At 42.9% G+C, this 13,244-nt stretch carries 13 protein-coding genes and 1 riboswitch; of the genes, 2 read left to right on the forward strand and 11 right to left on the reverse strand.

The window, feature by feature from the left end; all coding sequences use genetic code 11:
- Together NST59_RS17890 and NST59_RS17895 are read right to left on the reverse strand one after the other, a co-directional pair.
- Nucleotides 1–1,119 (reverse strand): sugar ABC transporter substrate-binding protein, encoded by a 1,119-nt coding sequence (locus NST59_RS17890; protein WP_041087658.1) that lies wholly within the window; start codon nt 1,117–1,119, stop codon nt 1–3.
- Nucleotides 1,120–1,290: 171 nt separating this feature from the next.
- A riboswitch (SAM riboswitch) is annotated at nt 1,291–1,400 on the reverse strand.
- A 97-nt stretch (nt 1,401–1,497) separates the two neighbouring features.
- On the reverse strand, nt 1,498–2,925 hold the full coding sequence (locus tag NST59_RS17895; protein ID WP_341040878.1) for a right-handed parallel beta-helix repeat-containing protein: 1,428 nt from the start codon (nt 2,923–2,925) through the stop codon (nt 1,498–1,500).
- Nucleotides 2,926–3,293: 368 nt separating this feature from the next.
- Here NST59_RS17895 and NST59_RS17900 point away from each other — a divergent pair, with 368 nt between their 5' ends.
- Nucleotides 3,294–4,385: a branched-chain amino acid aminotransferase gene (locus NST59_RS17900; RefSeq protein ID WP_341040879.1), complete on the forward strand. Its 1,092-nt coding sequence runs from the start codon at nt 3,294–3,296 to the stop codon at nt 4,383–4,385.
- Nucleotides 4,386–4,480: 95 nt separating this feature from the next.
- Nucleotides 4,481–4,675 (forward strand): hypothetical protein, encoded by a 195-nt coding sequence (locus tag NST59_RS17905; RefSeq protein ID WP_099663799.1) that lies wholly within the window; start codon nt 4,481–4,483, stop codon nt 4,673–4,675.
- 19 nt (nt 4,676–4,694) lie between these two features.
- On the opposite strand, the gene NST59_RS17910 is transcribed toward NST59_RS17905, so the two are convergent.
- The 9 genes from NST59_RS17910 to NST59_RS17950 all read right to left on the reverse strand — a co-directional run bounded on the left by NST59_RS17910 (nt 4,695) and on the right by NST59_RS17950 (nt 13,173).
- Nucleotides 4,695–5,093 carry a hypothetical protein gene (locus NST59_RS17910; RefSeq protein ID WP_099663800.1) on the reverse strand — a complete coding sequence of 133 codons (399 nt, stop codon included), beginning with the start codon at nt 5,091–5,093 and terminating at the stop codon, nt 4,695–4,697.
- Between the two features lie 122 nt (nt 5,094–5,215).
- Nucleotides 5,216–6,544 carry a 6-phospho-beta-glucosidase gene (locus NST59_RS17915; protein ID WP_251180939.1) on the reverse strand — a complete coding sequence of 443 codons (1,329 nt, stop codon included), beginning with the start codon at nt 6,542–6,544 and terminating at the stop codon, nt 5,216–5,218.
- Nucleotides 6,541–6,867: a PTS lactose/cellobiose transporter subunit IIA gene (locus NST59_RS17920; RefSeq protein WP_039182451.1), complete on the reverse strand. Its 327-nt coding sequence runs from the start codon at nt 6,865–6,867 to the stop codon at nt 6,541–6,543. The genes NST59_RS17915 and NST59_RS17920 overlap by 4 nt, the downstream gene beginning before the upstream one ends.
- Before the next feature lie 26 nt (nt 6,868–6,893).
- On the reverse strand, nt 6,894–8,243 hold the full coding sequence (celB, locus tag NST59_RS17925; RefSeq protein WP_024423868.1) for a PTS cellobiose transporter subunit IIC: 1,350 nt from the start codon (nt 8,241–8,243) through the stop codon (nt 6,894–6,896).
- A gap of 14 nt (nt 8,244–8,257) precedes the next feature.
- Nucleotides 8,258–8,563 (reverse strand): PTS sugar transporter subunit IIB, encoded by a 306-nt coding sequence (locus NST59_RS17930; protein ID WP_003214824.1) that lies wholly within the window; start codon nt 8,561–8,563, stop codon nt 8,258–8,260.
- A gap of 122 nt (nt 8,564–8,685) precedes the next feature.
- Complete coding sequence (locus NST59_RS17935; RefSeq protein WP_151284915.1) at nt 8,686–10,629, reverse strand: BglG family transcription antiterminator; 1,944 nt, start codon at nt 10,627–10,629, stop codon at nt 8,686–8,688.
- A 240-nt stretch (nt 10,630–10,869) separates the two neighbouring features.
- The gene (locus tag NST59_RS17940; protein ID WP_144468080.1) at nt 10,870–11,481 is read right to left on the reverse strand and encodes a class F sortase; all 612 of its coding nucleotides are present in this window, start codon (nt 11,479–11,481) and stop codon (nt 10,870–10,872) included.
- A gap of 59 nt (nt 11,482–11,540) precedes the next feature.
- On the reverse strand, nt 11,541–12,935 hold the full coding sequence (locus NST59_RS17945; RefSeq protein ID WP_341040880.1) for a copper amine oxidase: 1,395 nt from the start codon (nt 12,933–12,935) through the stop codon (nt 11,541–11,543).
- Between the two features lie 124 nt (nt 12,936–13,059).
- Entirely contained in the window at nt 13,060–13,173 is a 114-nt protein-coding gene (locus NST59_RS17950) for a hypothetical protein (RefSeq protein WP_223250414.1), read from the reverse strand.
- Nucleotides 13,174–13,244: the final 71 nt, after the last annotated feature.

Genomic DNA, 13,244 nt, shown 5'->3' on the forward strand with positions numbered 1-13,244 from the left:
TTATTTTGTATAATGCTTCTTCAAGGTCTTCATCCAATCTTCCTCAAAAGCAGTCGATGAACCGAATCCCTTCACTTCGTCTGCAAGATTGACCATGTTAATGGCTTTTCCTGCTTGTTGAAGCTGCTTTTGCGAGATGAGAGAGGCCTCAAGGTCATAGGAAGATGGTGTTTTCTCACCAGCTATTTTCTTCGCAAGAATCCTCACGTCGACTGCGCCGATGAGCTTCGGATCAACCGCTGCTGTGTACTTCCATGGACTGTCCTTCGCTGTCATTTCTTGAAGATCAGCATTTGACACATCAATCCCATAAATCTTCACTTCTGTTCTTCCTGCTTCCTTTAACGCTCTTGCTGCCCCAATGGCAAAGGCATCCCATGTGGCAAAAATAGCGTCCAGTTTGCCCTTTGGATACTTATTCAGCATGGCTGCTACTGCATTTTGCGTTTGAACAGACGTATCAGAAGAGGCTACACCAAAGCGGTCAAGCTCCTTGATCCCTGAATGTTGTTTAAGCGTTTCTTGATAGACCTTGTTTCGTCTCACCATTGGCGGGAATCCATCTACCCACAGGTACGCAATATTTGCTTTTCCTTTAAAATCAGACACGAGCGCGTCTAATGATTTTTTCGCTAATTGTTCGTCATCTTGAGACGTCACTGTGACTCCTTTGATGTCCTTTAGCTTAGGATTTGAATCAAATGCTACAACTGGAATGCCTTTCGCTGTGATCTTTTTCACATCAGCGACTGTCGCCTCGTCGTCCCCGTGAGAGATGATAAAGCCATCATAATTTTCCTCCAGCGCCTGAGAGATGGCATCATGGAATTTTGCTGTATCACCATTTGCGGTGTAGACATCTACCGTAAAGCCGAGTGCTTCACCTTCTGCCTTCGTTCCAGCTAAAAATTGAGCTGTATGATCGTCTCCTCCAATTTTGCGGATCACTTTAATTTTAGCCCCCTGTCCCTTTGCAAATCGCTTCGGTACATTGTCAAAAGAGACTTTTTCGTTTGCATTTGCCTTTGAGCCTGCACTTGATCCAGTGCCGCAGCCAGATAATAGGACGGTTAATGCCGTTAATAAGACAAGAAATGATGTAAAATGCTTACGCTTCATTGCTGTTCCTCCTCAAGTTGTTTTAAATTTTTCACATCGGAAAACTAGGTAAAAAAGTGGAAATACGCCTGTCAAACAGGCATTTGATTCGAAAAAGAGACGAAAAAAAGCCTCTCTTGGAAAGAGAGGCTTGATCACCGTTGCATGAAACATGTATCGGGAAGTCTTCCTCTCTTATCTGTCAAAGCTGTAACAGCTTTGCAGGAATTAGCACCAATTTCTACAATAGAAACGGTTGCTGGGCGTCATAGGGCCAGTCCCTCTGCCTCTCTTGATAAGAGATCCGTTATGAAATTTGTTTTCGTTGAAATGTCTTCTTTACTTTAATGTGATGTCACATCAATGTCAATGACTTTTTTGAAAATTTCTAAAATATCATTAACTTCCGATGATTTTCTTAGCAGGTGATGATTTCTTCAGACGGAAATCATATTTTTTCTCATTCACAAATTGTGGGTTGAGATGTGCTGATCCTTTATCTTGACCGCTATTAGAGAGATAGGTTTTGTAGCCTTCCATCCATTTCCCGCGCCAAATCCACTGTGATGCTTTCGCACCTTTGCGATCATCATAAACGTTCTTCTGGAAGGTATTCTTTTGGTTCACTTGATAAAGATTCACGACTAAGTAATGCGAGGCGCTAGCCGTCATGATATTATTCGTGATTCGATTGTTCACTGCTTGATACTGCATCAGCAATTGGCCGCCTTCTAAGCCGGCTGTGTCATTTTTGTACAAAATATTATGTGAAATCGTCGTATTGGTTGTACCGCCACGCTTCTTATCATAGCCGCCAATAGAAATGCCTGTATAACGGTTTAAATATACTTGATTGTGTTCGATGCGGATGCGATCTGCCATTTTTCCTTTATGTTCGCTTGTAACTTCAATCCCCAGGTCATTGTGATGTGAGATGTTATGATCGATCACAATGTCTTTTCCGCCATCAACATAAATTCCGCCAGCGGAGATGTCGCTTCCATAGGCTGGGTTCCCTGCACTCGTAATCTCATATACTTTGTTTCTAGAGACGACTCCATTTCTAACTTGATCATACTTTTTAGAGGGTGCTACGTTCTCGAAACCAATTAAATCAATGCCAATATTATCAGTGTTACGGACCGTGTTATGTGTCACACGGAAATTTTTGACGTTTCCATTTAGCACGAGCGCTTCACTAAAGCCCAGTTTTAATTTTTCAACGGTATTTCCTTTGATTTCAATGTCTTCTATGGCTGCAGGAGCTTTTGTCCCATAGACAGCAATTCCATGTGCATTTCCATTTTCATGTTTCGTCTGAATGTCATACACTCGGTTATTGAGCAGTTTTACGCCTTTACCGCTTCCTTTGATGAAAATACCAACTGGTGTTAAATCTTCTTTATTCGTCTTAAGATGTCCTACAGTGAGGCCTTTGAGGGTGATGTAGCTCTTTTGATCGACCGTGACAAGGCCGCCATCGGCTTGATTTCCTTTAAGGGATGCCCCACTAATCACAGGTTTTTCTTTTCCGTAAGCTTGAAAGACAACGGGTGCTTTCTTTGTTCCGGAATAACGGACAATCAATTTCTCTTTGTATGTACCGCCTCTCATGTAAATGGTTGTCCCAGCCTTCGCCATACTTGCTGCTTTTTTCAGCGTGCGGAAAGGTTTTTGCTTTGTTCCCGGGTTTTTGTCGTTTCCGTTTACCGCTACGTAATAAGCTGTGCTTTGCTTAGCACCAGCTTCCTCTGTCATCGCTTGACAGCCAAAGCTGATCATGGACATGAATACAATGAGTAAAATGCTTGGTATCACTCGTTTCATCTTGTTGTTTGCTCCTTTCCCTTCTCTTCTTCCTTTATCGGTTAAAAAAAAGAGGATTAAAATATGACAATGTCCCTTGCAATGTACTAGTCAAAAGGTGTATGGTTGAAAGAATATCTTACAGGAAAACCATTCGTTTTTAAATTGTCAGATTAATCAGTTAATAACGTATTTGGATTTTATTTCTTTTTTAAAAAGGGGGGACATGAGCCAAACTGACAGCAGAGAGAAGGAAAGCGCTTTAACAGATTTTTCTTGTCTGAATTCCAGAAAACCTATTGCTAATATTTTGTGAAGGTATAGAATAGAATCATAATTATTTCATATTATTAGAATTTTCAAATAATCAAACAGCAAGGAGATTTACAATGCCAAAACAACCCATCCGCGTTGAACTTAGTTCAACAAAAAAACCAAAACCTCAATCTGATCAACTTGAATTCGGAAAAATCTTCACAGATCACATGTTTGTGATGGATTATTCAATTGATAAAGGCTGGTATGATCCAAGAATTATTCCTTATCAGGCTATTCCAATGGACCCAGCTTCGATGGTCTACCATTATGGTCAATCTGTTTTTGAAGGATTAAAGGCTTATGTTTCTGAGGATCAAAAAATTCTCTTATTCCGTCCGGAAAAAAACATGGAGCGCTTAAACAGATCCAATGACCGCCTGTGTATTCCGCAAATTGATTCAGAAACAGTATTAGAGGGCTTAAATGAACTCATTCGCATTGATAAGGATTGGGTACCTGATGCAGAGGGCACTTCCTTGTATATTCGTCCATTCATTATTTCCACTGAGCCGTATTTAGGCGTTGCACCGTCTAGCACGTATAATCTGATCATTATCTTATCTCCAGTGGGATCATACTATAAAGAAGGCATTCATCCGGTCAAAATTGCCGTTGAAAATGAGTTTGTCCGTGCCGTTAAGGGTGGAACAGGAAATGCCAAAACAGCTGGAAACTATGCCTCAAGCCTTAAAGCACAGCAAGTGGCTGAAACGAAAGGGTTTTCACAAGTTCTTTGGCTTGATGGGGTCGAGAAAAAATACATTGAAGAAGTCGGCAGCATGAATATCTTCTTTAAAATCAACGGAGAAATCGTGACGCCTGAATTGAACGGCAGCATTTTAGAAGGCATCACACGTAACTCTGTACTTGAGCTGTTAAAGCATTGGGGAATTCCAGTCACAGAGCGCAAAATTTCAATTGATGAGTTAATTGAAGCACATCAATCTGGCGAGCTTGAAGAAATTTTTGGGACTGGAACGGCGGCCGTGATCTCTCCTGTCGGGGAATTAATTTATCATGATCAGCCATATGTGATCCAAAATGGTCAAACAGGCGAAGTATCCAAGAAATTGTATGAAGCCATTACTGGCATCCAAAAAGGAACACAGCCAGACATCTTCGGCTGGACAGTTGAAGTTGACTCGGTCGTCAAGCAAGCATAATCATGTAAAAGAACCTTTCATTCACGAAGGGTTCTTTTTTGTTTATTTACCTCTCCTTTATCCCTTATAATGGTAATAAATTGAGGAGGGATGGTATGTTTTTTACTTATCTATTAGCGTTCATTGGGATCTGTATCGGATCGATGATCGTCGCTACTGGTTTCGACGATTCACCGTTCCTCACCCGGTTTCTATTTAAGGCGCTTGGGATTTCTATCCTTGCTCTTTCCATCTCTTTTGTAAAGGTTAGACGAAAGAAGTTACAGAAACAAAAGGCGAAAAAGGCTTAGTTGACTCGTCTGCTTCCCATCAAATCGTGCACCAAAACAAGACCGATACCCCAACAATCGCCCCAGCGTATATCCACTGTTTTCCCTTGATGCTTCGCTTTCTTTCGATCAGTAAAAAAATCTCAGGCAAAAAGATGATCATGATTTCTAGGATAAAGACAAGATAGTAAACAAGCGGCATCGGCTGGAAATCAAACTTTCTTGCATCTCCTCCAATCGTTGCGAAATACATCAACAGGTTAGTCACTGGAATGGTGAAACAAACAAGCAGGCGGAGAACATAAATCCACACATAGTCCTTATGCCGAATGAGACCAACAAATGAAGCAATAAGGCCATACAAAAACAAGATCACTGTGCCATAACTCATGACAGGCTGTACGACAAATCCGTAAAGCATTAAACCAATTGCAACCATATTCCAACAGTCCTTTCTTTGAAGCCATACATGCTGTTTTTTCTATCATACACTTCTTTCTCCAGTTTCCATATGAAGAAATCATAAAAAATGACCCCATAAAAGGGGTCACTCATTATGTGTTAAGCATTGACTGATTTGAAGAATTGCGGTAAATATTCACGATGCGCTTCAAGCATTTCATCTAAAATTTGCTTTGCAATCTCGTCAGATGGGACGAGCGGGTTGATCGTCATCGCAACAAGAGCCGTCTCGTAATCTCCAGTTACAGCCGCTTCAGCTGCCACACGCTCGAATGATTTGATTTGTTGAACGAGCCCTCTGACAGCTACAGGCAGATCACCTGTCGCGATTGGCTTTGGTCCGTCCTTCGTAATGATACAGTTTACTTCAACAGCTGATTCAGCCGGAATGCTGGCAATCGCCCCTTTGTTCACTGTATTGACTGGTTGAATGTCGTGCTTATCATTATAGATGGAGCTGATTAAGTTACAAGCCGCATCGCTGTAATAGGCTCCGCCTCTTTTTTCGAGCTGCGGTGGTTTAATCGACAAATCAGGATCTTTATAGAGCTCAAATAGTTCCCGCTCGACCTGCTGTACAACCTCCGCTCGTGTTCCTTTTTCTTGAGCCGCCTTTTGTTCTTCTTCCAGCATATCTTTCGTTTTATAGTAATAGCGGTGATACGGACATGGGATGACCCCTAATCCTTTCACAAAAGAAGGCTCCCAGTTTTTCGCTTCAATGTTTTTCATGGACCACTGGCTGTTCGGATTTCCTAGTTCATCAAGCACTTGATCCATAATGCTGACCCCGTCTAAATATACGTCTAATCCATAGACCATGTGATTGAGACCGGCAAACTGTACCTCGATGCGTTCTACATCCACTTCAAGCGCCTTAGCGATTCCCATTTTGATCCCAATCGGCACATTGCATAGACCGACGACTTTTTTTAGATTCGTATAGCGTAAAACAGCTTCTGTGACCATGCCGGCTGGATTCGTAAAGTTCACAAGCCATGCGTCTGGGCAAAGCTCTTCCATATCCTTCACAATGTCTAAAATGACCGGGATGGTCCGAAGGCCTTTAAATAAACCGCCTGGTCCATTCGTTTCCTGACCGATGACGCCATATTTAAGCGGTATTCTTTCATCCTTTGCCCGTGCTTCCAGCAGTCCTACACGAAATTGTGTCGTCACAAAATCTGCGTCCTTTAAGGCTTCCCGGCGGTCAAGAGTCAGGTGTACCTCAATCGGTAGACCTGCTTTTTCGACCATACGTTTCGCCAGAGCGCCCACGATGTTTAACTTTTCCTGACCCGCTTCAATATCCACAAGCCATAATTCCTTTACAGGCAATTCATGATATCGTTTAATAAACCCTTCGACGAGCTCAGGCGTATAGCTCGATCCACCGCCTATTGTGACAATTTTGATTCCTTCTTTCATGAATTGACACCTCCGAGTTGCTTCATTTTTTCATGGAGCTCAATGATTTCTGCTGCGAGCTCCTTAACGGTCATTGCGTTCATGAGATGATCCTGCGCATGAATCATGAGGAGGCTAATATCCGTCTTTTCGCCCCTGATTTCTCCTTGGATCAGCTCTGTCTGTGCGTGATGCGCCTCATTTAACGCGTCTTGTGCTTCCTGCATTTTTTGCTTCGCCTCATCAAAATTACCTTGCTTTGCACACGTAATGGCTTCCATCGCTGAGCTTCTGCCATTTCCGCCGTGCAGGATGAGTTGAAACACAATTTGTTCCATTTCCATCGGCCGCATCCCCCTTGTTCCCTCTATTACATGCTGACGACATTTTCATCAGTTGATGCTTTTGTTTCTAGCTCACTTTCTTCTTTCAATTTCTGCTTATCCCACATTCTAAAGAATGGGTAGTATAGAGCAAATGACAACGCAAGGTTAATCAGCTGCATGACAGCACCAGAGATTTTACCTCCTGTGGCGAGATAGCCTGAAATGATTGGCGGCATGGTCCATGGGACAGCAATCCCTGCCGGTTTTGCCACAAGGCCTGTGCTCATTCCGATATATGTGGTGATGATCATCATGATTGGCGTAAGGATAAACGGAATGAGAAGCATTGGGTTCATCACAATCGGCATTCCAAAAATGATCGGCTCGTTGATGTTAAAGATGGCTGGCCCAATGGCAAGGCGGCCAAGCTGTTTCATTTGTTTACTTCTAGCACGTAAGATCATGGTCAGCACCAAAGCTAGCGTTGCACCGCTTCCGCCGACGTTGATGAAGATTTCAAAGAACTGCGCTGTGAAAATATTCGGCAGCACTTCTCCTGCTTGAAATGCAAGACGGTTCTCATCCATTGCACCGAGCCAAATTGGCCCCATGACGCCCCCGACAATGGTTGCTCCGTGAATACCACATGCCCATAGGAGCATTTGCACACCCATCGCAACGATACTGCCGCCTAAGCTGCCACCAAGAATGGAAAGCGGTGTACCAATTAAGACCGTGATGATATTATGAATACTCTCAAAAGGTGTCATCTCAATCACAAGTCTAGCGACCCAGATCAGCGTGATGACCACAAAACCTGGAATAAGTGCAATAAACGATTTACTGACTGCTGGCGGTACACCATCAGGCATTTTGATAACGATGTTCCGCTGTACAATAAAGCGGTAAATTTCGGTTGAAAGCATGGCAATAATCATGGCAACGAATAAGCCTTTACTGCCCATCAGTGTGACAGGAATTCCCCCGCCCACTAGGATAGCTTCTGTTGAGCCTTCAGGTGTGAAAGGTACTTGATATGGAGTAGCCAACAGGAAAGCCGCAACAGCGATCGCACCAGATGATAGTGCATCAACGGCATACTTTTCAGCTAGCCTGTAAGCAATCCCGAAGGTCGCAACAAGTGCCATAATGTCAAAGGTTGCATTAACAGGATAGGATAGTTTCGTGGCCCATTCTGCTCCGAAGATACTTGCCATAAAATCGCTGTATCCTGGGATCGGAAGGTTGGCTAAAATGAGAAACAGTGAACCGACAATAATGAGAGGCATCGTTAAAACAATTCCGTCACGCAATGCTTGTAAATGTCTTTGAGCGGCAATCTTCCCTGCAAACGGCATGACCTTCTCTTCTAGAAATCGGTTGAATCCATTCATCCCCTCCGCCCCCTTTATCCGTTCACTAGCTGTTCAGCAGATTTTAAAACCTCGGCGCCATTACATACGCCATAATGCACGGTATTAATTACGTCTACTGGTATTCCTTTTTCTTCTCCGAGCTTTTTCATTTGCGGTAATAAATATCGAACCTGAGGTCCTAATAAAAGCACATCGGCTTGATCAATATGATTTTTCGCAGAATCTCCAGATACTGCCCAAATACGATAATCTTTTCCTTGTTCTTGTGCGCTTTTCTCCATTTTTGTGACAAGTAAGCTTGTAGACATACCTGCTGCGCAAACCAATAAGATGTTCATGTGTAAACGCCCCCTTTTCAAAGTGTGAAGCTATTCTTTACACATTCATCATATTATGAAACCGCTTTCATAAACACCCATACTTTTTCCTTTAGGAAGCGGAAAAAGTTAATATCACACAGTTAGTTCTTGTACGAAGGAGCCTTTTTATACATGATATCAAGCATGTCTTCAAATGTATCACAGGCGATCAGGTGCTGAATGAATTTCACATTATGCACAAGCTCCCCCAGCAGGCGGTACATGCCTTTTAAATCTTTGGCATTCTCTTTTTCGACACAAAGCAGACAGACAAATTGAACCTTTTTCTCTCCCCAAATGATTGGTTTTTCTAATGTACATATCGCCCAAAACGTCTCATCTGTCAGCGGCGTCATCGGGTGCGGAATCGCCGTATAATGTCCAAAAGAGGTAGGGGCAGCCTCTTCTCTTTCCATGACAGATGGTGTGAGCTCAGCTGGCGCTAATCCCATTTCGATGACTTTTTGCGTTAAAAAGGTGATGACCTCTTCCTTTGTGTGAAAGGGGCGTTTTGTAAAAACCAATTCCTTTTTCATATATTGCGAGGCCAATGTCACCCTTGTTTCACTCGTCAGGGCTTCTTCAATTTTTAAAAAATCGCCGCCTCCCAAAATGGTGTTCACTTGAATGACTGGAACCGGTAATTCCATATGAATTGGAATGGTTGTAATAATTAAATCCAGTGCATGTAAAGAGACATGCGGAAGCGAATATAGCTCTGCTGTTCCTAAAATGGTCAGTTTTGATCCAAATTGTGAACGCAAACGATCCTGCAGCAGCCTTGCACTCCCTGCACCAGACGCACAGACAATGAGACACCGCTTCGGCGGGATCTCCATTTTCCTCCGCTCTAAAGCCGCACCAAAATGAAGCGCCATATATCCGATTTCATTCTCATGAATACTCAGCCCCTCCTCTTCTTCAAGGACCCTGCTGGCGATAATCCCCGCTTCAAAGGCAAGTGGATACCCCGCTTTTATTTCATCAAGCATCGGATTTCTTAAGTTCATTCCATATTTACATCGGTTGATGGCAGGCTTTAAGTGCAGACTCAATCCAATCATTAGTTCCGTATCGCCGGCTAAATCAAGCTGCAATTTTTGATCAATGGCCTTCAGCATGAGCTGTACAAGCCGACTCGTGTCATCATCGACAATTTGTTTTTGACCGCTCGAGGAAAAGGACTGTACCATTTTGGCTGTTCCTAGTAAATGAATGGTGATATAGACGATTTCCTCTTGTGGAAATGAGACATCCAGCAGCCCTTCAAGACGCTCCACCATTTTTTTAGCGACCTTGTATTCTTTTGCCCGCGGAATTTCGCTGATTTCCTCTGGAAGAACAGATACATAGTTTCCGTGTCTAATTCGTTTGCAGGCAATAGCAACATGAACGATTAAATTATTCATGCAAATGTCTGATAGATTCATGCCTTCCTCATTGATATAATCTATCATTGTTTTCTGAAGCAATTCGAGTTCATGCTTTGGCAAAATGGTGACCGCTGTATTCAGCATCGTTTGATAAGAACGACGTTCATTGAATAAATATTCTGACATGCAATAACGAATTTTCATCTCTGATCCCTTGATCCGGCAGCCTTTGCTCGGCTTCGCTTCCAGCTTCAGATCAAAGGGCTCCAGCTTACGTTTGACCGATTTCACATCGTTGCTCATCGTCGATTTACTAATAAACAGCTGCTCCTGTAAATCCTCCAGCTTCACATAGGATTCTGCCAAAAGAAGCCTTTTTAAAATAAACCGAACTCGCTCCTCTGGCAGCACAGCAAGCGGCTCTTCCTGCTCAACCTCCTCCTTCATAAAACGGCGAAAGGCATTCTCATCGTTGATCAACAGCTCATAGCCAGCTCCTCTTACAGCTGTTACAGCTGCTTGATAAGGGGCAAGACGGTCGTTCAGTTCCTTTATGTCTGTACGAATGGTGCGGCTTGTCACTTGTAAACTGGCAGATAGTGCAGCGCTTGTGAGCGGGGTCTCAGCTGCCATGAGCTGACTTAAGATGTGCGCCAGTCTTTTACTCAGCATCAGATCGGCCTCCTTATGTAGGGGTGGAGAATCTGCCTTGTCTGGACAGGTTGTATACGCTTGCAGTTCTCTTCATTACTCATATTCTACTGAAAAGAAATAAAAATTGCCAACTCATTTATATGACAAATGCCCCTATTTATACAACTAACCATATCTAATGTCCTATGAATCTTTTTGAAAGATACTTGCGAAAACCACGAAAAAAAGGCGTACACCATCGTGTATCCGCCTTGTTTATCAAGAGATCATCTGGGTAAAGACAACCAATCTTTTTTCATGCGTGCCTGCTGCATGATCAAATGTCCCTGTACAAGTAATTAAATTGAGATTCCGTGTAAAAGCGTATCCAAAAAACGCATTGGGCTTCTCCTCACGCGGATAGCTTCTTACTTTTATGACTTCAAAGGTTCGCTTTTTTCCCGATGAGGACGTGACGATCACCTTGTCACCCTTTTTTAGCTCCTTTAATCGATAAAATACCGATGGCCCCCATTTATTATCTACATGGCCATTCATGACGGCATTCCCTTTATCCCCCGGTTTTGGACCATCTTCAAACCAAGCCGTGTTGTCTGTATCCTGAGGGACACCCATACTGCCATCCTTTAATAAAGCTGTTTTCTCCACTTTTGCTTTGACATCAATAGCGGGAATGGCGATTTCAGTTGGTACTATACCAGATGGCTCGTCTTTTAATGTATCGTGCGAGTGGTTCTGTTCCTCAGCTTGATGTGTGGTCATTTCCTTAGAAGCTGATATGTTTTTTGAGGATGACGATTCATCCATTGACTGTGATGAACAGCCTGTGATGATAAGAAATGAAAGAATACTGAGCAGCCAATTCTTCATCTAAGCCGGCCTCCTTTTGAAGAAAGGAACGGCACGATTGTGCACGTTCCCGTCTGTCTTTATGAGTTAGAATTTGATGCCTTACGGCGATTAAGGAAGAATGCACCTGCCACGCCGCCTGCGAGGATCAAACTTGCGATCATTCCCACAAATGCTTCATAGGACATGCCTAAAGGACCGGCTGAGCCTCCCATACCTGTTTTCGGCATTTCATTAGGCATGTTCGATTTGAACAGCTCAGGATGCTGATCAACAATCGCTGCTGCGACATCCTGACCAACCATGAACATATGACCATAAGCCTCTCTCACTGTCGGATAAAGCTGATCATATTCACCATTATGGTAAGACGTATACGTTTTGATCAGCTCATCAATATGTGTTTTCAAACCAGCTTCTAAATCAGCTGCCTTCAAACGTCCATCTGTCGCTTGATCTAGGAATTTCGCTTGCTTCATTCGATACGCATCTAAATCTTTGACAGCCTTTTCTTTTGCTTGATGATCCCCTGATGCATCCGCTTTGACATAATCAACTAAGTAACCGATATGGCTTGACCAAATGTCTTTGAATTGTTTGCCTGCATCCTTACCATAAACAGTTGCAATTGCAGCAGATAAATCATTTGTGTTTTCATTTAAAGCCGCTGCTGCTTGCTTAAAGTCTTTACTGCCATCATTTCCTTTTTGCATGGCAACTACTGCGAGTGCCAAATGCTCTGAAAACAAGTAGTTTAAATCTTCACGTAGATCCGCTGCTGGTGTATCCACTGACTTTTGATCAAATTTCCCAGGAAATTGATCTGTGATGGCCCATGACACGCCTTTTCCTACCTCAAACATATGATGAATGGATTTTCTCACCGTTTCATAGGTCGTATCAAAATCCTCTTCAGTGTAGCTGTCAAACGCTTTTAGCAGTTCATTCACATGCATCTTCAAGCCCTCTTCAAGCTCACTTGCTTTAAGTCTGCCGTCTGTTGCTTGATCGAGCATATCGGCTTGTTTCATTCGATATTGGTCAAGCTGCTTGATCGCTTTCTTTTTACCTGCATCATCTTTTTTCGCTGTGGCTTGTACATAGTCAACAAAGTAGCCGATATGACTTGACCAAATGTCTTTGAATTGTTTGCCTGCTTTTTTACCATACACAGAGGCTATTGCATCTGATAAGTCATTCGTGTTGTCATTTAAAGCCGCCGCTGCTTGATCGAAGTCTTTACTGCCGTCAATTCCTTTTTGCATCGTGATCACCGCTAAATAGGCATGCTCTGAAAACAGCTGATCTAGTGCTGCTCGAAGATCTGTTGCTTTATTTGAAACCTCCTCTTGTGACGAAGACGTCTTCTTCGCCTCCCCATGCATATGTCCTTCATGTGCACTTGCGCTATGAGCCGCTGGGAATAGTAACGCTGCGCTCAGTGGAATGGTTAACATTGCTTTCTTCATGTTCATCTTTTATTTCCTCCTCTTTCCGTTTGTTATGTACTTAACGGAGAGAGGGATGAAATGGATCATTCGATTCTATTATTTTTTTTACAACACAGGATCTGTATGTTTGCATAAAAAAAAAGCCGGATTATCCGGCTGATACGTTACGACGTTTAGATGCTTTTCGCTCTTTATATATTTTCCTCACCACTGGATAAATCACAGGTGCCCATTTGACAATTTGTTTCAGCCATTTTTTCATTTCTCCCGCGCCTCCTTATTGTCATTCTTAAAGGACGATTCCCCATCTTGTCATGAAATAAACAGGTGCGG

The sequence above is a fragment of the Bacillus sp. FSL R5-0439 genome (assembly GCF_038008805.1).
GTDB lineage: Bacteria > Bacillota > Bacilli > Bacillales > Bacillaceae > Bacillus > Bacillus safensis.